General features: G+C 32.7%; 19 protein-coding genes. 14 read left to right on the top strand and 5 right to left on the bottom strand.

Annotation, left to right across the window (positions count from 1 at the left end; all coding sequences use genetic code 11):
• The first annotated feature begins 557 nt into the window (after positions 1–557).
• The 5 genes from J6D32_RS07185 (at position 558) to J6D32_RS07205 (ending at position 4,342) form a co-directional block, all read left to right on the top strand.
• Positions 558–863: a sigma factor gene (locus tag J6D32_RS07185; RefSeq protein ID WP_287467476.1), complete on the top strand. Its 306-nt coding sequence runs from the start codon at positions 558–560 to the stop codon at positions 861–863.
• A 241-nt stretch (positions 864–1,104) separates the two neighbouring features.
• Positions 1,105–1,434: a hypothetical protein gene (locus tag J6D32_RS07190; RefSeq protein ID WP_287467478.1), complete on the top strand. Its 330-nt coding sequence runs from the start codon at positions 1,105–1,107 to the stop codon at positions 1,432–1,434.
• A gap of 189 nt (positions 1,435–1,623) precedes the next feature.
• Positions 1,624–2,616 carry a hypothetical protein gene (locus tag J6D32_RS07195; protein WP_287467479.1) on the top strand — a complete coding sequence of 331 codons (993 nt, stop codon included), beginning with the start codon at positions 1,624–1,626 and terminating at the stop codon, positions 2,614–2,616.
• Positions 2,617–3,045: 429 nt separating this feature from the next.
• The gene (locus J6D32_RS07200; RefSeq protein ID WP_287467491.1) at positions 3,046–3,297 is read left to right on the top strand and encodes a sigma-70 family RNA polymerase sigma factor; all 252 of its coding nucleotides are present in this window, start codon (positions 3,046–3,048) and stop codon (positions 3,295–3,297) included.
• Complete coding sequence (locus J6D32_RS07205) at positions 3,290–4,342, top strand: DUF4179 domain-containing protein (RefSeq protein ID WP_287467480.1); 1,053 nt, start codon at positions 3,290–3,292, stop codon at positions 4,340–4,342. Before J6D32_RS07200 ends, J6D32_RS07205 begins: the two co-directional genes overlap by 8 nt.
• 95 nt (positions 4,343–4,437) lie before the next feature.
• Here J6D32_RS07205 and J6D32_RS07210 read toward each other — a convergent pair whose 3' ends face one another.
• Genes J6D32_RS07210 through J6D32_RS07220 form a run of 3 tightly spaced genes read right to left on the bottom strand, consistent with a single transcriptional unit; the run spans position 4,438 to position 7,566 of the window.
• A complete protein-coding gene (locus J6D32_RS07210; protein WP_287467481.1) occupies positions 4,438–5,313 on the bottom strand; it encodes an exonuclease domain-containing protein in 876 nt (291 codons plus the stop codon).
• A 32-nt stretch (positions 5,314–5,345) separates the two neighbouring features.
• Positions 5,346–7,283, bottom strand: coding sequence for an insertion element protein (locus tag J6D32_RS07215; RefSeq protein WP_287467482.1), 1,938 nt, complete (start codon positions 7,281–7,283; stop codon positions 5,346–5,348).
• Entirely contained in the window at positions 7,255–7,566 is a 312-nt protein-coding gene (locus J6D32_RS07220) for a hypothetical protein (RefSeq protein ID WP_287467483.1), read from the bottom strand. The genes J6D32_RS07215 and J6D32_RS07220 overlap by 29 nt, the downstream gene beginning before the upstream one ends.
• A 621-nt stretch (positions 7,567–8,187) precedes the next feature.
• On the opposite strand from J6D32_RS07220, the gene miaB reads away from it, so the two are divergent.
• The 6 genes from miaB (at position 8,188) to miaA (ending at position 16,335) form a co-directional block, all read left to right on the top strand.
• Complete coding sequence (gene miaB / locus J6D32_RS07225; protein WP_006785429.1) at positions 8,188–9,696, top strand: tRNA (N6-isopentenyl adenosine(37)-C2)-methylthiotransferase MiaB; 1,509 nt, start codon at positions 8,188–8,190, stop codon at positions 9,694–9,696.
• On the top strand, positions 9,680–10,030 hold the full coding sequence (locus J6D32_RS07230) for a YlbF family regulator (RefSeq protein ID WP_006785430.1): 351 nt from the start codon (positions 9,680–9,682) through the stop codon (positions 10,028–10,030). Before miaB ends, J6D32_RS07230 begins: the two co-directional genes overlap by 17 nt.
• A gap of 159 nt (positions 10,031–10,189) precedes the next feature.
• Entirely contained in the window at positions 10,190–10,735 is a 546-nt protein-coding gene (gene cotE / locus J6D32_RS07235) for an outer spore coat protein CotE (protein WP_006785431.1), read from the top strand.
• Between the two features lie 193 nt (positions 10,736–10,928).
• Positions 10,929–13,568, top strand: coding sequence for a DNA mismatch repair protein MutS (gene mutS / locus J6D32_RS07240; protein ID WP_009607339.1), 2,640 nt, complete (start codon positions 10,929–10,931; stop codon positions 13,566–13,568).
• A 7-nt stretch (positions 13,569–13,575) separates the two neighbouring features.
• Positions 13,576–15,405 (top strand): DNA mismatch repair endonuclease MutL, encoded by a 1,830-nt coding sequence (gene mutL, locus J6D32_RS07245; protein WP_287467485.1) that lies wholly within the window; start codon positions 13,576–13,578, stop codon positions 15,403–15,405.
• A 9-nt stretch (positions 15,406–15,414) separates the two neighbouring features.
• A complete protein-coding gene (gene miaA, locus J6D32_RS07250; protein WP_006785434.1) occupies positions 15,415–16,335 on the top strand; it encodes a tRNA (adenosine(37)-N6)-dimethylallyltransferase MiaA in 921 nt (306 codons plus the stop codon).
• A gap of 232 nt (positions 16,336–16,567) precedes the next feature.
• Here miaA and lexA read toward each other — a convergent pair whose 3' ends face one another.
• Positions 16,568–17,215: a transcriptional repressor LexA gene (gene lexA, locus J6D32_RS07255; RefSeq protein WP_006785435.1), complete on the bottom strand. Its 648-nt coding sequence runs from the start codon at positions 17,213–17,215 to the stop codon at positions 16,568–16,570.
• 151 nt (positions 17,216–17,366) lie between these two features.
• Here lexA and J6D32_RS07260 point away from each other — a divergent pair, with 151 nt between their 5' ends.
• Together J6D32_RS07260 and J6D32_RS07265 are read left to right on the top strand one after the other, a co-directional pair.
• The gene (locus tag J6D32_RS07260) at positions 17,367–17,540 is read left to right on the top strand and encodes a hypothetical protein (protein ID WP_009607333.1); all 174 of its coding nucleotides are present in this window, start codon (positions 17,367–17,369) and stop codon (positions 17,538–17,540) included.
• 44 nt (positions 17,541–17,584) lie between these two features.
• Positions 17,585–17,824: a DUF896 domain-containing protein gene (locus J6D32_RS07265; protein ID WP_006785436.1), complete on the top strand. Its 240-nt coding sequence runs from the start codon at positions 17,585–17,587 to the stop codon at positions 17,822–17,824.
• Positions 17,825–17,874: 50 nt separating this feature from the next.
• Here the strand turns inward: J6D32_RS07265 and fdxA are convergent, their stop codons facing one another.
• Positions 17,875–18,042 (bottom strand): 4Fe-4S ferredoxin, encoded by a 168-nt coding sequence (gene fdxA / locus J6D32_RS07270; protein WP_006785323.1) that lies wholly within the window; start codon positions 18,040–18,042, stop codon positions 17,875–17,877.
• A gap of 318 nt (positions 18,043–18,360) precedes the next feature.
• Between fdxA and tkt the strand changes: the two genes are divergently transcribed.
• Complete coding sequence (gene tkt, locus J6D32_RS07275) at positions 18,361–20,343, top strand: transketolase (RefSeq protein WP_055165122.1); 1,983 nt, start codon at positions 18,361–18,363, stop codon at positions 20,341–20,343.
• Positions 20,344–20,457: the final 114 nt, after the last annotated feature.

Consider the following 20,457-nt stretch of genomic DNA (forward strand, 5'->3'; position numbering starts at 1 on the left):
GTGTTTTAGTTTTTGCATTTATTTGGGGAAATATTGGATACAGCAAAGAAATTAGACAAGACCAATACATAGAAATCGAGACTCAACAATTAGGCGAAAAAGTTATCCGATACTATGAGGATATTAATATATTTATTATGAAAAGGCATCATGAGGAAATTGTGCGATAACATTTCCAGAACATAGTGAATGTTTTCCGATAATGTTTTTAAGCTTAGTCTTAAAATACGCAAATTTAATATAATGCGAACTAAATAAAGAGTTGTATTTGATTATTCATATAACTCTTTATTTTTTTATTATTCAAAACTTATCTAATTTCAACATTTTGTTAAAACACAGCCTTTTAAAAAGATTATTCATATTTTTAAAAATAATAGATTTAACATTTTATCTAAATTTTAGTTGTTTAAAACTTTTTACTTACATAATAAACTATTCATAAATGATGCTATCACTTTTTTCTAATCGTAAGAAAATAAAAAATAAATATTGTTTTGCAACTTTTTAGGTTCATGACTTGTCTAATAGTTGAGAAAACAAAAAAGGAGGGCATTATGGAGGCACTAATGAATGTATCTTATCAAGCATTATCTGATGAAAACTCCGAAACATTTCTTATTAAAAAAGCTATTAATGGAGATGCAGAGTCTTTTACTGAATTAATGAAAATCTATAAAACCTATCTTTATAAGATTGCATTTAGTTATGTAAAAGATGAACAAAAAGCATTAGATATTTTACAAGAATGTGTTTATAGAGCTTTATTAAACATTGAAAAACTAAAAACACCAAAATTTTTCAAGACTTGGATCACTAAAATTTTAATTAATGTTCGCTGTGTTAGACATTCTTGTTGGTAAAGAAACAGTTGATATCACCGACCTTTTAATTTCAACATTTTTGTCTAACAGAGTGCAAAAAGTGACAATGTATATAGAAACAGAAATGTATTTCATCATTCTACATCAGTCTTAGTTAATCGATTGCTTTAATACTAAGACAGACTATAGTCCAGCTAAAAGTTTTCCGATATGAAAAACTTATCTGGACTTATATATATTAAAATTTAAAGTAAAAATTTAGGATGTGGGAGGAAATAATATGAATTTATTAAAAAAGAGCGAATTAAAAAGTCATGATGTTTATGAATTTTGTTATGCTAAAGATTATCCTAATCATTGGAGTGAAGATTCTCTTTTTCTTATAGATGAAGAGTTTGCAGTTTTAGTTCCGTATTTAAGTAAAGTTTTTTCGCAATTTGATTATTACGGACGTGAGAAAGTAACTTTCAGTGAATGGGAAAATGTTAAGCAGTTAGCTTTGGGAGAAAAAGAGCAAAAAGAATGTATTATTAATTTTTTTATTCAAATAGATGATTGGATAAATAATGCTGTTAATAAAAATGATTATTTTTGGATTTTAGGACTTTAATGTAAAAAATATCAACAAGATTATCTAACATAGCTTAAAGTTTTAGTTCAGACTATTTCCGAACAATTTTTTAACTTATCTCAATCTGCTATTACATCTAATGGCACCTCGACTTAACCCTCCAATTATTTACATTTTTTTCTTTTTATGTTAACATTTTCTTGATGATTATTTTTTAAGGAGGAAGGTATGTTGAAAAAAACTTTGTGGTTATTATTATGTGGTCTAATGCTATTTGCTTGTGAAGCTCCGAAAGATGAAATTGGAGAGAATCAAAATTTTGATTATCAGCCTGAATCGGAAGCAATTGAAAATGAATATAGTTCATTTAGCATGAAAGCAAGTTATAAAAATGACGTAATCATTAATAATCAGGTAAATATGACAGACTTTTCTATACCATTAGAAATTGAATTCGAAAGTATCGGAAAAGATCGAGAAGTCAATCTATCGCTCTTTTATGATTTTGTGCAAATTCCTTTTAAAATTACTCAGGAAGGTGAATACACAACTTCTCATAAATTTAATATCAGTAATGGAGAAAGTCAGAAATTCACTGTTTATTTATCAGATGAACTATTAAAGGTCGATGAAGATATACATAAACTCCTAATTTCTTTCGTTGCTGGAAGTGATGTAAATGCTTCATCTATTGAGGGGATTCCATCTAATCATTACGGGATTCATAAGGTTCTCGATATAATTTACGATAATTCATCTACTGATAAAAAAATGTTTAATAATAATCTAAAGTTTGAAAAAGCTTTAAATTATTATCAATTCAATAGCTTACAAGTCATCTTAAATATGGATTATGAAAATGAATTTCAAAAAGATAGAATGATAAAATCTCCAGAAAAAGAGATTGATGTTAAAGCGGGCGAAACGATAGAACTTATGTATAATATTAGTAATCTTGAGGACTATAACAATGCTTTATTATTAACAACTATTGGATTTGAACAAACAACAATTAATGAAACAAATTTATTTCAATTAATTGAACTTAATGAACATGAAACTGCAAACGGAAAAATATCATTATTAGCTCCAGATAAACCAGGAAAGTATGATATTATAGCTTATGTTGTTTACAATCCTTTAGAAAAATTAACAAAAGACTCTCATGATAATTCAATTGTTTATACAAGCCCAAGATTTACACTAAACGTAATTGAGTAGCCTATATACATTTAAGAGTAAGCTCTATTATATAGGTTATCAATAATAAATAAGCATATAATATTTTTAAAATTAAGCCTTATATTCAGGATAATTTTTATAAAATATAAATTAAATTTCCACACAAAATAATCATTAAGATTACAACAAAAAATGCAGCTTTAATGAAGGTGCATTTTTTTATTACTTATTTTTTGAAAGACTAACTTAAATTTTACTTAAATCGCATTTGATAATCAGTGTGTTTTAAATAAATTATAAATATAAACTGTGTTAGACAACCTTGTTGATAACGAATCGCTTGATATCAACGATGATTAAATGATTCTATCTGTTTCAAGTAGATAAATAACCAATAACAACAAATTCGTCTAACAGAGCCTTAATGTTTCTATAAATTACATTCAAAAAGAAAATAAAATTGTTTATCTGGAAAACGGAGTTCCCGAGAAGCCTCAACACTCATCTCTACACATTGAGGATAAGTTAGATTTGTATGATGCAATTGATTGTTTAAGAGAGGATTATAAAACGGTTATTGTATTGAAATACTTTAATGATTTAAGTATAAATGAAATTTCAAGTATTATGGAATTGCCAACCAATACTGTGAAAAGTCATTTAAAACGTGCTAAGGATGAATTGCGTCAAATTTTAAAGGAGGGTGAATTGAATGAGTAATAAAAAATTTAATGATATTCCAATTCCACAGAATATCGACTTTGTAATTGAGGAAGGAGTTCGTAAAGCAATGGTTGAAAAACAAACAAATCAAACAGTAAGACATTATCCAAAATCAAAAAAGACATTAGGAGTAATAGCTGCAAGTTTAGCGGTAGTTTTAGGAGTTGGCATTTCTAATCCAGCAATGGCATCAAAACTACCTTTAGTCGGTAATGTTTTTAAAGTAATTGAAGAAAATATTTATTCTCCAGGAAACTATTCGCAATATGCAACGTCTATTAATGAAACAGTAACTTCTAATGGGGTAGGAATTACTTTATCGGAAGTTTTATCTGATGGTGAATTTTTATATGTAACTTATACCATTGAAAACGAAAGTCCATTCACTTATACATCTTGGAATAATGATGATTCATTAGATATGAACCAATTATTAATTGAAGATCGTGATTCATCTGTTAGTTTTTCAAAAGATAAATTAGATTCGACTGGTTTTGCTGGGTTAGAGGGGAAATTTATTGATGATCATACCTTTATTGGAGTGCAACAGTTTGATTTAAGTTCATTGAAAACTGAAATTCCGAATGAATTTATCTTCCAAACCAAAATTAGTTCGATTGAGAATTCTCCTATTTTGGCTGATGATAAATCAGATGTAATAAAAGGAACATGGGAATTCAGGATTCCTGTGACGGTGAACCAAGAATTAAAGAAAACAATTAAATTAGATGAAGTTAAGGAAAATAATATTCAAGTTAATGAAATTTCAATGACACCATTTAATACAATTGTTAACGTGAGTCTTCCAAAAGATAGTGACCGCTATGACGTTTTAATTTTTGATGAAAATGGAAAAGAGCTTGATTTCTTACAGGCAAAAAATAGAGATAACAATCAATTTGATTTTATTTATAACGGCTTAGAGTCAGATAGTAGTAATTTAAGAATTGTTATTCAAAAACAAATTTGGAATAGCGTTGATGAAAACAGTTATACTCATGAAGAAAATCAAGTATTATTCGATGAAACTATTTCCTTATAATTTGTAATAACATCAGAAGAATAACATTTAAATGCTGTATTCTATCATTTATTACTAACAAAAAGAGCTAATAATTCATTAGCTCTTTTTGTTAGTTACAGGTGAATTTTACTTAGCCGAATTTGATATTTATCATTTTTGTTAAAAATTTCAATAGCTAATTTTAAAATTCTAATTTCATTTTCTTTTTGGCGTTTTTTACGATAAAGAATGATTAATCGATCATAAGGAATATTATCCTTACATTTCAAGTGAACACATTCTTCATAAACATTAATCGCCTCATCTATCTCCCCACTCTCTTCAAATTTTTTAGCAGAGACAAGTTGTTTATCAAAGATATCTGATGAATTAGAGTTTGTTTTATTAATGTGTAAAGTAGTTGAATCAATTTCGTCTGCAACATTAGTCTTTGACGTATCTTCATTAAGATTGGATAATCCACGACAATACTTATACACCTCATGACAAACATAACAATCATCTTCTGCTAAATGACTCTCATATTCTAACTTTAGATACTTCTTTAAAATATGAAGGCTATACCGCTTAACTCCATTCATCTTTTGTCGAGCTAATCGTAGCGTATCAACATAAATAAACGTTCTTACTGGTAGATTTAATCGCTTTATACTCTCATTTAAGAAACCTAAATCAAACGAAGCATTATGAGCCACTATAACATCATCCCCAATAAAATCAAGCAACTGAGGTATTAATTCCTCTAAGGTAGGAGCAGATTGGCAATCTTCAAGGGTAATTGAAGTTAGTTGGATTACCTTTGAGGGAATCACTGTCGCATTAACAAACGATACAAAACGACTAACTTTCACATCATCTCGATAACGAATAGCCGCCATTTGAATAATGCTACATTCTTTAGGATCAAGCCCAGTAGTTTCAAAATCTATGACCACATAATCGGATGGGTATTCGCATTCTTTTGTAATTTCAAATGTTCTGACTACCATAATTCAAACTTCTCTCCCTTTTTGATTGTAGATTACTTAAAATAAATAATATCTTTAATCGTAAACACCTTGTCAGTTATTCCAAAGCGCTGAGCAGGTGTTTTTTCTTCGTTGAACTTCTTGTTAGTTAGACAGAAGTTATAATATACTCTCAAAATCGTTACTGCATAATGTGCATATTTAGGGTTGAAGTTTGCGTAAATGTATGACTTTCCATCTCCTCTGGAAGTCGTTAAAGGACGTTCCAGTACTGAAATACTACGATGAATTTTTTGAAAGAAATCATCAATAGAACGCATATTGGCAAATGACATGATTTTAGCCAATTCTTCTAACTCCATATCACGAACATCTGTCATGCATGTTAAGTAGCGATATCCTTCATCAATGGTAGGGTAAGGAAATTGAATAGGATTAGCTCCTTTATATGGATAAAAGACACCATCAATAGCCTTTTCTTCGTAAAATTCATGATAAGCTAACTGTTCTTCTAAATGAGCACAAATTTGTTGATTTGTATTCAAATGATCATATCCCCAATCTTTTGCCCATTTCTCAAAATCTCTGCGTTGTCTCATTGCTACTGCAAAAGCATCGTTTTTACTTAAACTCTTATCTACCTGACAAGCAATGATATGAGTCTGTTTTGTTTTTATTTGATCTGAGAAAACTCTACAAGTAGCACTTTGAATAGTCATATCTTGATCATTTATAAAATAATATTTTTTTGCTTTAAGAGTTTTTTTCAATAACCACATATGAGCAATGCAGGTGTAAGTGGGTTTTACATGTAATCCATCTACATAATTGTTCTTATCATCAAATAAGAAGCGCTCTGCTTCATATTCTTTTTGTGTTTGTGTATCTACCTTAATAGGAGGCTGTGGTGCATACTCATGACGTAATCGTTCATTTTTACGAATATAATACAAGGTGTGATCACACTGATAGATTAACGTATCTTGCTCTATTTCATCTAATTTGGCGTTATAGTCGTAAGCGAAATCAGTACGAAAAACATACCCACTTTGTACATCTGTTGTCGCATACACATAAGTTGTTGGTAGTTTATTTTCATCACGGTTTCCACGTGTACCATTACTTTTAATACGTTTGTAGTTTAGGTTATACATAAAGGCATCAGTATTCAAATATAATGAATCAAATTCTTTATCTTCCAACACTTGTGCTTCATGACGCTCTAAAAACTCTAAACATTTACGATAAATCCATTCAATTTTACTGTAATAAGTTCCTGCTCCAATATTGTTTTTTCGCATTGTTCCGATCACTGGAGTACGGTTAATTAAATCTTCAAACAGACTTAGTAAAATATCATTTTTCTTTTGTCCATATGAAAAAGAGCGATTTTGTTTAGGTTGTTCACTGGTTTTCTTTGAACAAGTCTTGCATTTATAAACTTGTGCGCCAACTTTACTAAGTCCTTGCTTAGTGAAGCTCTTAGGATGAGTTTTAGGTGTATGGGAGTAATTAGAACATCCATCTTTGTGGTAATCCAAATCAAAAATGTTGGGAACGACACTATTTATTGTTTCTAAACGAATGATTTCTTCCGCAATAGCCCAGTTGCTGACTAAAGTAGTCTTATTACCTAACGACGGTTGATGCGGGCTACAACCATGCACAGTACAGTCAATCACAGATTCGTTTTTTGCACTAACAATTTTATAGCGGGAAGGTTTTCCCTTTAAATGAGCGAATCTCTCTTGTTGTAAACCAAAATTAGGACAAAATGGATTGGTGCAAGTATTCAACTGAATTTGATAATGATTTTCTCTAATTTGAAAAGTTACAGGTCTCGCCCATAATTTACGTTCTTTTTTAGCAAAGATTCCAGGGGGTAATGTTTGATAGTCTTTTTGACGTTGAGCCATTTCATCAGTAGTGAATAACGGTTCAACTGAAGCTTGAATATCTTCTTTAGTTGCAAGCTTCCTCATCTGGTTCATTTTCTAACACCTCACCTGCACGGCTTTCAAATAATTTTTGTTGTTCTGGGCTCAAATACTTAAGTAATCCAGATTGGAGAAACTTCTTAATACTACGTTGCTCACTAATCCATTGTACAAAGTCCTTATCTTCTTTTAGCACCTCTAAAAGAAAGTGATCCAATACTTCACCTTCTGGATAATTACTGTATTTACTATACAACTCAAGAATAAGGCGTCTTGATTTTAAAATTGTGTATTCTTCAACAACAGTATCCGGTCTTTTTGGTTTTAATAATTTCATTTTTTAAACTCTCCTTTTCATACCAAGAAATATTTTACATTTTAAAGATAATATAGTAAAATAAAGTTGTCAAAAATAAATGACAAAAATAAGAGAAAAATTTGAAGATTTTGTATACTTTTAGTATTCGTTAAGATTAAGCAATTTATCCAAGAACCTATGTTTTTTGTTATAAAAAATACAGATATTTTTACAAAGAGAATTTCAATGATTTTTTCAATCATTTTTACAGATAAAATTGTTATAACTTTTACAAGTATAAAAATAGCGGTCATAAATTTGTGACCGCTATTTCTTTGTCTGTAAAAATCGATGTAAAAAATAAAGTTTTTTTAAAATAAAAAGCTAAAAAACATTGATATTACAATAAAAAACAGCTATGCAAAAATAGCTGTTTTTTTTAATGCAATTTTAATAACAATTTAGTGAAAACTCTCCCTAAACTGAAACCGATGGAAATCATAATCACTAGTTTTTTTTATACCGCTCTCTTTTTAAAACAGAAAATGACATCAGTTGATTATTATGAAGCTAGATTGTATAATAGAGAAAGTAACTGATGACTTGTCACAAAAAGGACAAAATTTGATAGATAGAGCTTTATGATATAGGGTGATAAAAATGAACGAACAACAAAAAGAACTTTCAATGCAGACAAAGCAAGTAAAAGAAGAAAAAGATTATAGTCGATATTTCCAACGTCCAAGTATTACGGATGCTCGTAAACGTAGTCGTGAGCAGGCACATGTTCACCGTGATTTTGCGATTGAGAATTCAATTAAAAATATTGGACAAGGAAAAAAATATTTAATTCAAACTTATGGTTGTCAAATGAATGAGCACGACTCAGAAGCCATCATCGGAATTGCTGAAGAATTAGGGTATACCAAAGCAACAACACAAGAAGAAGCCGATTTAATTATCTTAAATACGTGTGCCATTCGTGAAAATGCAGAAAATCGTGTTTTTGGTGAATTAGGACGTTTAAAACGATTAAAACGTACAAATCCTGATTTGATTTTAGGGGTTTGTGGATGTATGTCACAGGAAGAAAAAGTTGTAAATCAGATTATGGAAAAATATCAATACGTTGATTTAGTCTTCGGGACACATAACATTTATCGTTTACCAGAATATATTCACAATGCATTAATGGGGAAAGAGCGTGTCATTGAAGTTTGGTCTCAAGAGGGAGAAATCGTTGAAAATATGCCACGTACTCGCCAAGGTAGCATTAAAGCTTGGGTTAATATTATGTATGGTTGTGATGAATTCTGTACATACTGTATTGTACCGTACACACGCGGTAAAGAACGTAGCCGTCTACCAGAAGATATCATTGCTGAAATTAAACATTTAGCCGAAGAAGGATATCAAGAAGTAACATTACTTGGACAAAATGTTAATGCCTACGGAAAAGATTTTAAAGATCGTGAATATACATTCGGTGACTTATTAGATGATTTAAATAAAATTGATCTTCCACGTATTCGCTTTACGACCTCACATCCGCGTGACTTTGATGCAAAAACAATTCAAACATTAGCAAAACGCGGAAACTTAATGGAGCATATTCATTTACCTGTTCAATCAGGAAATAATGAAGTGTTAAAACGTATGAACCGTAAATATACACGTGAAATGTATTTACAATTAGTGCGTGATCTTAAAGAAGCGATTCCAGGTGTTTCAATCACAACGGATATCATTGTAGGATTCCCGGGTGAAACAGAAGAACAATTCCAAGATACATTATCATTAGTTGAAGAAGTAGGGTATGAAGGGGCCTTCACCTTTATTTTCTCACCACGTGAGGGAACTCCAGCAGCTCGTATGGAAGATAATGTGTCAGAAGCTGATAAAAAAGATCGTTTAAATCGTTTAAATGAAGCGATTAATCGTGGATTCCGTAATGGAAATAAACGTTTTGAAGGCCAAGTAGTTGACGTTTTAGTTGAAGGAACGAGTAAAAATGATGAGACGGTATTAGCAGGATATACACGTCACAATAAACTTGTTAACTTCAAAGCAGATGAATCTACGATTGGAAAAATCGTTAAAGTTAAAATCACGGAAGCTAAAACATGGCATTTAGCAGGAGAAATGGTTAACGATGACACAACTAACTAATTTAGCGTCATTTAATGCGTTAAAAGAAAAACTTGATCAAGATGAAGTCATAGTGCGATACCGTCAGTTAGCGGTTAAAGTTCATCAAAACGAAAGACTTTTGAATCTTTATGATGAGTATCTGCAAAAACAAAAAGAGTTAATCAAATTTGAACATTATCATAAATCAGGAGCGGCGTCTTCAGTGGCATCAGAAATGAAATTACTTGAAGACGAGCTTTATGCTAATCCTCTGTTTAATGAATATATTCAAACACAAATTGAATTAAATGAACTATTTCAAAGTATGACTCATATAATAGAATATAAGGTTAATAAACATCTTAGTGAATAGCTAAGATGTTTTTAATTTTAGGAGTGGATAGATGGATTACGGATTACCCATTCAGGAGTGGAGGAATAAAATTAATTCTGAATGAATTATCATAAAGTCCTCCAATTCAGTATCAAATAAGATATGAGCTGAATATAGTATCAGTGAGGAGGTATTAGGATGAATGATATTCGTGAAATTGTAACCAAAGCTGTAATTGGTAAAGGTAAAAAAAGATTTCGTGTTACTGAATCTATTGATGATGTAGCAGCACCTGCTGATAGTATTTTAGGTTGCTGGATCATCAATCATAAATTCGGAGCGCGCAAAAGTGATAATGCTGTTGATGTAAAAGGATTCTATGATATTAACGTGTGGTATTCATATGATGGAAACACAAAAACTGAAGTTGCAAGAAAATGTGTGGATTATGCAGATCATGTTAATGTTCATAGAACCATCCGTGATTGCTTATACGAAGGTGATGAAGTCATCGCTCGTACAATTCAACAACCAACTTGTGTGGATGCAAGAATTGAAGATGGTGAAATCATTGTTGAAGTTGAATTCGAACTGGTTGTAGAAGTCATTGGGGAAACAAAAATGCGCGTTTCTATTTTAGGACCTGTTGGTGTTGACGATGCAGATCTTGAAGATGATGAAGATTCAGAAATTGATCAAGTCAATACGAACTTCTTAGGAAACTCACCATTCAGAGGAGAATAAGGCGATCTCGCCTTATTCTTTTTTATTGATAAAAAGTCGAAAAATGACGAAGATAAGTATTTCCCGGAAAATAACTAAAGGTTAATTGTTTAAAATGATTTAAAGTCGTCGATGATAAGAAGAATCTGCATCAGACAAGCGAGCGGGTTTGTGCTATAATAAAAGAACATGTACTTGAAAAAGGAGTTTTTTTATGCGAGATAAGTCTAAATATACACCGATGATGCAACAATATTTAACAATAAAAGAGAATTATCAAGACGCATTCGTCTTTTTTAGATTAGGAGATTTTTACGAATTATTCTTTGAAGATGCTCAACTGGCGGCGAAAGAGTTAGAGATTGCATTAACTGGGCGTGAAGCAGGAGCAGAAGAACGCGTTCCAATGTGTGGGGTTCCTCATCATGCGGCCGATAATTATATTAATCGATTAATTGAAAAAGGATATAAAGTGGCAGTTTGTGAACAAGTTGAAGACCCAGCGAGTGCGAAGGGAGTTGTTCGTCGAGAAGTGGTTCGAATGTTAACACCTGGAACTGTGATGAATCAAAATGCTTTAAATGAAAAAGAGAATAATTTCATTATTTCAATTGTTGGAACCACTCAAGGCTATTCAATCGTCTATAGTGATTTATCAACAGGTGAAAACTATGCGATGAATTTAGAAAAAGATGCTCAAGTTTTAATGGGTGAACTCATTAGCCTTGGGTGTAAGGAAATCGTCATCGGTCCAGATGTTGAGATTAAAATGTTTGATAATCTTCGTGCCTTAAAACAAATTGTTTTATCGTTTGAGGAAAATTGTATTCTACCTATTGAATATCAGATCTTAGTATCAGAAATAAGTGATTCAAATCTTCAGGCTGCTTTTGGACGTTTAATTAACTATTTAATTCGGACACAAAAAAGTGCACTCGGTCACTTACAGCCGGTTAGTTTAACAAAGAATGATGATTTTTTACATATCGACTATAATTCACGACGAAATTTAGAATTAACGGAAACGATTCGTTCAAAATCACGTCAAGGTTCATTACTATGGTTACTAGACAAAACAAAAACAGCCATGGGGAGTCGTTTGTTAAAACAATGGATTGAACGTCCATGTATTAATGAACAAGTGATTAAAGAACGTTTAGATGTTGTTGAAGCTTTCATTGGCGATTTTATGGTGAAAGAAGAATTAAAACAACATTTAAATGAAGTTTATGATTTAGAACGTTTATCAGGGCGTATTGGATTTGGAAACGCCAATGCTCGTGATTTATTACAATTAAATTCATCACTAAAGCAAATCCCGAACATTAAATCGTTACTCAGTCAACTATCAATTCCATCGGTTTTTTCACAACTTGAAAAGATGGTTGATTGTACTCATATGACGCAGTTGCTTGAAAAAGCGATTGTTGAAAATCCACCGATTGGAATTAAAGAAGGTGGCATTATTAAAGATGGTTATAACGAGACATTAGATGAGTATCGTTATGTTATTAACCATGGAAAAGATTGGATTTTGGCTTTAGAAGCACAAGAGCGTGAAAAAACAGGAATTAAATCATTAAAAATTAAGTTTAATAAAGTATTTGGTTATTACATTGAAATCAGTAAAGCAAACTTGCACTTGATTCCTGAGAATGCAGGATATGAACGTAAACAAACGTTAGTGAATGCGGAGCGCTTTGTGACACAAGAATTAAAAGAAAAAGAAAATTTAATTTTAAATGCAGAAGAAAAATCAATCCAATTAGAATATGAATTGTTCTCAGAACTTCGTGGCATTGTTAAAAATGAAATTCCTAAAATTCAACAGATTGCAAAAGTGCTAGCGTATTTTGATGTATTACAAGCTTTTGCAACAATGAGTGAAGAGAATCGTTACACGCGTCCGATGTTAAATAAAAATCATGTGATTGAAATTAAAGATGGACGTCATCCTGTTGTTGAAAAAGTTTTAAAAGATGTGCAATATGTTGAAAATGATTGTATCATGCCATCAGATTTATCAATCCTATTGATTACAGGCCCTAACATGTCAGGTAAATCGACGTATATGCGTCAGTTAGCCCTGATTTCCATTATGGCTCAAATTGGATGCTTTGTTCCGGCAAGTTCAGCCAATCTTCCAATTTTTGATCAAGTCTTTACACGTATTGGAGCAGCGGATGATTTAGTATCGGGTCATAGTACGTTCATGGTTGAGATGATGGAAACCAATTATGCATTGGAGCATGCGACAAAAGATAGTTTAATTTTATTAGATGAAATTGGACGTGGAACTGCTACGTTTGATGGAATGGCGCTTGCACAATCGATTATAGAATATGTACATGATAATATCGGTGCTAAAACCTTATTTTCGACACATTACCATGAGTTAACACAACTTGAACAGCAATGTCCTCATTTACAGAACCGCCATGTTCGTGCCGAAGAGCATCAAGGTCAGTTAATCTTCATGCATAAAGTAATGGAAGGGCCGTCGGATAAATCATACGGAATTCATGTTGCAGAAATTGCCAAACTTCCTTCCCCCTTAATAACACGTGCAAAAGAGTTATTAACAGCTCTTGAAGAAGATAAAGTGATGATTCAACCAGCTCCTGTTGTAAAAGAAGAACCAAAGGTTTTAGGAGGTAGTGGGCAGTTATCGTTATTTGAAGAGGCTAAACCAATTGTTAAAGAAGTCGTTAAAGTTGAAAAAAAGGTCGAGATTGTCAATCCATATGAGGATATTATTGAAGAATTACAGTCTATTGATTTATATCAGTTAACGCCAATGCAAGCGATGAATGCGATGTATGAGATTAAGGTTAAACTCAATAATCGAAAGTAGGTGACGTATGGGAAAAATTAGACGTATGAGTGAGCAACTTGCCAATATGATTGCAGCGGGGGAAGTAATTGAGCGCCCCGCTTCAGTTGTTAAAGAGTTGCTTGAGAATGCGATTGATGCTAATAGTACGAGTATTGAAATTCAATTACAGGACTCAGGTGTTCGTCAAATCAGAGTGATCGATAATGGGGAGGGAATGAGTGAGAGTGATGCTCTCCTTGCCTTTGAACGTCATGCGACGAGTAAGGTTAAAACCCAATATGATATTTTTAGAATTCAAACACTTGGGTTTCGTGGTGAGGCCCTTCCGTCAATTGCTTCGGTTTCAGATGTTCATGTGAAAACATCGGATGGTGCGTCTGCGGGTGTTCATTTAAATATTAAAGCAGGAGAAGTTTTAGTGAATGAGCCGGGTGTGATGCGTAAAGGAACGGAGATGGAAGTCAATCATTTATTTTTTAATACACCAGCTCGCTTAAAACATATTAAGTCATTGAATACAGAGCTTAGTCATATTACAGATTATTTAAATAAAATTGCACTCTCTCACCCTGAAATTGCATTCAAGCTTTTAAATAATCAACGTTTACTTTTTCAAACGAATGGACAAAATAATTTGCAAAGCGTGATTGCAAGTGTTTATGGTTTTGATGTAGCTAAAAAAATGATTCCATTTTCGGCGAAAAATGATGATTTTGAGATTTCTGGATTTTTAAGCGATCCGATTATTAATCGTGCTTCCCGTAATTATGTGACGATTATCGTGAATGGGCGCGCGATTCGTAATTATAATTTGATGCGTTCGATTATAGAGGCTTATCATACGTTACTGCCTAAAGATAAGTATCCGATTGTGGTGCTTAATTTAAAACTAGATCCCATTTTAGTGGATGTTAACGTTCATCCAGCAAAGCTTGAGGTCCGCTTTTCGCAGGAGGAATCACTTAAAACATTTATTTATCATGAACTTCGCAACGTGTTAAAGCAAGTAGAATATATTCCAGAAACACAAATTGAAGAGCCGAAGGTCGTGATGCCAAAGCCAATTCAGCAAACGTTAAGTTTAACGAAGGAGGCGACTTTTAAGCCGACGATTGCGGTTCAGATGGTTGATGAAAATCCTATTGAATTAAAAAAAGAGAGTGTTGACGTAAAAAAAGAGTCAGTTCATGTTGAAGAAGTGGCAGAACCGATGGTTTCACTTGAACAACCCGCTCAAGATTTTAAAGTGGTCGTTCCAACGAGACAAGCGATTCCGCAGTTAGAACTTCATTATATTGGGCAATTACACGGAACGTATTTATTGGCTCAAAATGAAGAAGGATTATTTATTGTCGATCAACATGCCGCAATGGAACGTATACAATATGAAAAAAATTATGCCTTACTTAAAGATGTGAAGGGTGATTGTATTGAACTCATTATTCCGATGGTGTTAAAATATTCGGCGAATGAATTATTGCTTTTAAAAGAGTCGTTACCTTCTTTAATGAAGTTTGGATTTGAGATTGAAGAGTTTGGCGGTCAATCACTTGTTGTTCGTACGATTCCCGTCTGGGTTCAAAATTTAGATGCTAAATTAATTGTAGAGACGATTTTACAGCAAATCATTTATGATAATAAAGTGGATATTGGTAAGTTACGCGAATCAGTGGCGATTATGATGAGTTGTAAAGGGTCGATTAAAGCGAATCAGTATATTAATGAGCATGAAATTAAACAGATGTTAGTTGATTTATGTTTATGTGATCAACCATATACGTGTCCACACGGACGTCCGATTATTGTAAAATTAACAAAATATGAAATTGAAAAATTGTTCAAGCGAGTCATGTAGGTGAAAAAAATGGATGTTATTTGTATTGTAGGTCCGACGGCAGTTGGAAAAACAAAGTTAAGTATTGAATTAGCGAAGCAGTTAAAGGGTGAAATCATTAGTGGTGATTCGATGCAAATTTATAAAACAATGGACATTGGAACAGCCAAAGCAACGATTGAAGAACGTGAAGGGATTGTTCATCATTTAATTGATGAAAAAAATCCAGATGAACCTTATTCAGTAGCGGAATTTCAAAAAACGGTGCGTGCAAAGATTGATCAAATTAAAAGTCGCGGGAACATGCCAATTATTGTAGGGGGGACGGGACTTTATATTAAAAGTGTTTTATATGATTACGAATTTGCAGGAGAATCAGAGACGAAAGAAGTCGATGATGAAAAATATAAGGATTTTGATAATGAATCCTTGCATCAAAAATTAGCAGAGGTGGATGAAGAAGCTGCGAAGACGATTCACCCGAATAATCGTAAGCGTGTTATTCGCGCGCTTGAAATTTTTGAAACATCAGGGGTGAAAAAATCTGAGATGATTCAAACACAACAACATGAATTGATATATGACGTTGCTTTAATCGGATTAACAGATGATCGCGATGTATTGTATGACCGTATTAATAAACGTGTGGATGTTATGTTTGAAACAGGACTTGTTGAGGAAGTGAGAGCTTTATTTGAAGCGGGAATTCCTCAGACGGCACAATCGATTCGTGCCATTGGTTATAAAGAGTTATATGATTATTTTAATGGCCTCACGTCTCTTGAGGAGTGTAAAGAATTAATTAAGCGCAATTCACGTCGTTATGCAAAGCGTCAATATACGTGGTTTAATAATCAAATGGATGTTAAGTGGTTCAAGGTGGATGTAAATCAGTTTGAAAAAACGGTTCAAAATGTTTTAACCTATATTGAATTAAAAAAAATGGATTAACTAGATTGTTAATCCATTTTTTATTTAATAAGGAGAGTTGATACTTTTTGATAAATTTTTTAGTAGCAAGAGAATGATGGCGATGACTGTTTTTTAACTCATCTTTAGTTTAGAGGGAGTTAGATGTTTACTTAACCAAAAAGCTGAAGTTAGAATAACAAAGGGATGAAGGCATTAAAGTGAAGTGACATAAAAAAATACCTTAATGAATGATTCATTAAGGTATTTTTGATTAGTGCATATTTCTAAATAAACCGATTACTTTGCCAACGATGTAAACATCGTTGGCAATAATCGGTTCTAATAAATCATTTTCTGGTTGTAAACGAATATGACCAGATTCTTTGAAGAACCGTTTAACCGTCACTTCATGATCATCTAGCATGGCTACTACAATATCCCCGTTATGGGCATCTTGCTGTTGTTGCACGATGATTTGATCACCATCATGGATTCCAGCATTAATCATTGAATCACCATGGACATTTAACATAAAGACAGTTTGGTTAGAAGGAATTAAATGTGTCGGAAGAGGGAAGAAATCATCAGGGTTTTCAATGGCTTCAATTGGCATCCCTGCTGTTACTTTACCGATTACCGGAACATTAACAACCGATTTGAATTCAATAATTTTTGAATCATTTTTAGCAGCCTTTGATTCTGTCTCATTTGCTAAAATCACAATTCCTCGTGTTGTCGATTTATCTTTACGGATAAATCCTTTCTTTTCAAGTTGATTTAGTTGGTTATGAACTGAAGCAGTTGATGAAAGACCAACAGCTATTCCAATTTCTCGAACACTTGGCGGATATCCTCGTTTATCAATTTCGGCTTTAATAAAATCAAGAATCGCTTGTTGACGTTTTGTAATAGGTTTCATGATATAACCTCCTTCCATTTTATTAATTTCATTATATCAGTAAAAAGAATAAAAGACAAACATTTGTTCTTTTTATATTGACGACAAACGAATGTTCGAATATAATAAAATTATAAAATCGAACATTCGTTTTAATAAAAGAGGGATAAAGATGTTTAATAAGTTTTGTTTATTTATTTATAGTTATCGATATTTAATTGGATTTTATTTTATTTGTTTAGGAATGATGATGATTGCACTGACTGATATCACGGATCTACTTATGTATTTAAAACCGAATACGATTATTCCGTTTTTAGAAGTATTTGCTTATCAAAAGAAGTGAAATTTGGTATATTAAAAGGGTGATCAAACATGGAGGTGCTAAAAATGTTAACGCCAGAAAAATTAAGTCGTTTAAATGAATTAGCGAAGAAGAAAAAAGAAGGAACTTTAACTGAAGAAGAAATGAAAGAGCAACAAGCTTTACGTGAAGAGTATCTATTAACTTTCAGAGAAAGTATGAAAAATACAATTGAAAATATGAGAGTCATTGATCCAAATGGTGATGATGTGACGCCAGAGAAAGTTAAAAAAATTCAAGAAGAGCGCGGAACTGTGATTCATTAATAAAAAAAAGATTTGCCCTTAGGCAAATCTTTTTTTTATTCTGATTAGAATTATGCTTCGATAATTGATTCTGTTGGACAAACTGCTTCGCAAGCCCCACAGTCAATACATACGTCTGCATCAATTGAGTAGATATCTCCTTCAGAAATACATTCTACTGGACATTCAGCAGCACAAGATCCACAAGCGATACAAGTATCAAGAATTTTACGTGGCATACGTGATAACCTCCCTATTAAATAACTCCTTTTTATTATAACATATGCTAGCAAATCCTGTAATCCCTATGCATTAATTCTATAAAAAACAGGATTAAAATCAGCAAAAATAAGTCGAGATTTTTCATTCTAATCTCTTTTATTATAAAAAATCGTATTCCCTGATTAGAGGATAGAAGGTTACGTCGAGAATAAGGAGAAGAACGCTAGAATGAAAGAAAAGATAGTTGTTAGATTGTGAAATAAAAATTTTTTCTAAAATATTGTAAAAATTTCGACAAAAGGGTATTATATAGGTGGTATAGAGGAGGTAATAACGTGGAAAATAACATCTCATTACAATCAATTAATGCAATTCGAACATTAGGTATTGACGCTATCAATAAGGCGAAATCAGGACATCCTGGTGTTGTGTTAGGGGCAGCACCGATGGCTTACACATTATTTACACAGCATTTAAATGCAAATCCAAGTAATAGTAATTGGTTTAATCGTGACCGTTTTGTGTTAGCGGCAGGACATGGTTCAATGTTACTTTATTCATTACTACATTTATCAGGATATAGTGTGAGCATGGATGACATTAAACAATTCCGTCAGTGGGATTCAAAAACACCAGGACATCCTGAGTATGGTCATACAGATGGAATTGATGCTACAAGTGGACCGCTTGGACAAGGAATTCCAATGGCAATCGGAATGGCATTAGCAGAAAAGTATTTAGCAAGCCGTTATAATAAAGAAGGTTACTCGTTAATCGATCATTACAACTTTGTAATTTGTGGTGATGGAGATTTAATGGAAGGGGTAACAAGTGAAGCATCATCACTTGCTGGACATTTAGGGCTTGGAAAAGTGGTTGTGTTATATGATTCAAATGACATTTGTTTAGATGGAGATTTAACACAAAGCTTTACAGAAGATGTTTTAAAGCGTTATGAATCTTATGGTTGGCATATTCAACGTGTTGAAGATGGAAATGATGTTGAAGCCATCAATAAAGCAATCGAATGTGCGAAACAAACAACAGATAAACCGTCAATTATTGAAGTGAAAACAGTCATTGGATATGGTTCAAAACTTCAAGGAACAAATGCAGTTCATGGTGCACCTCTTGGTGATGAGGACGGGGCGTATGCTAAATCACAATATGGATGGAATCATGAGCCATTTACGGTACCAGCTGAAGTTTATCATCATTTTAATGAAACAATTAAAGAACGTGGACAAGTTGCTAATAAGATGTGGGATGAATTATTTGCAAGTTACTCAAAAGCTTATCCAGAATTAGCAGAAGAGTTAACAAAAGCAATGAATAATGAATTAGTAGTTGATTTAAAAGACGTGATGCCAACTTATGAAACAGGGCATTCTGCAGCTACACGTGATACAAACAATGAAGCAATTAATGCTATTGCTTCGGCGATTCCTTATTTCTTAGGGGGATCTGCTGACCTTTCTCATTCAAATAAAACAAATATTAAAAATGGTGGAGATTTCTCTAAAGTAACACCAGATGGACGCAATATTTATTTCGGAGTTCGTGAGTTTGCGATGGCTTCGATTTTAAATGGGATGGCATTACACGGTGGAGTTCGCGTATTCGGTGGAACATTCTTCGTATTCTGCGACTATTTAAAACCAGCAATGCGTATGGCTGCCTTAATGGGATTACCAGTTACTTACGTTTTAACGCATGACTCAATTGCAGTAGGTGAAGATGGTCCAACACATGAACCAATCGAGCAATTAGCTATGTTACGTACGATTCCTAACTTCTCAGTCATTCGTCCAGCAGATGCAACTGAAACAGCAGCAGCCTGGCGTTTAGCTGTTGAATCTAAAAATACACCAACGGCGTTAATTTTAACTCGTCAAAATTTAACAACAATGGCTCATACATCATATGAAGGTGTAAGTAAAGGGGCTTACGTCGTAAGTGAAGCAGCTAAAGAAATGGATGGAATCTTAATTGCAACAGGTTCTGAGGTTAATTTAGCGGTTGAAGCACAAGAAAAATTAGCAAGTGAAGGAATTTATGTACGTGTTGTAAGCATGCCATCAATGGATTTATTTGAAAAACAATCAAAAGAATACCGTGAAAGCATTCTTCCAAAACAGGTAACAAAACGTATGTCAATTGAAATGGGAGCAACTTATGGATGGCATAAATATGTAGGCTTTGATGGAGTTGTCATGGGAATTGATCGTTTTGGAGCTTCTGCACCAGCTAATAAAGTTATTGAAGCTTATGGATTTACAGCAGAAAATGTTGTGTCATTATTCAAAGAAATGGCGTAATTTTTAAATTTAAATAAAAAGGGAAAGTTTTGGTCAAAGCCAAGCTTTCTTTTTTTTTGTTCAGAGTGAAATTTAGGTTAAAAACACATATAAAAGAATATGAAAATTTGTTAT

This window comes from Turicibacter sp. (genome assembly GCF_017941855.1).
Lineage (GTDB): Bacteria > Bacillota_I > Bacilli_A > MOL361 > Turicibacteraceae > Turicibacter > Turicibacter sanguinis.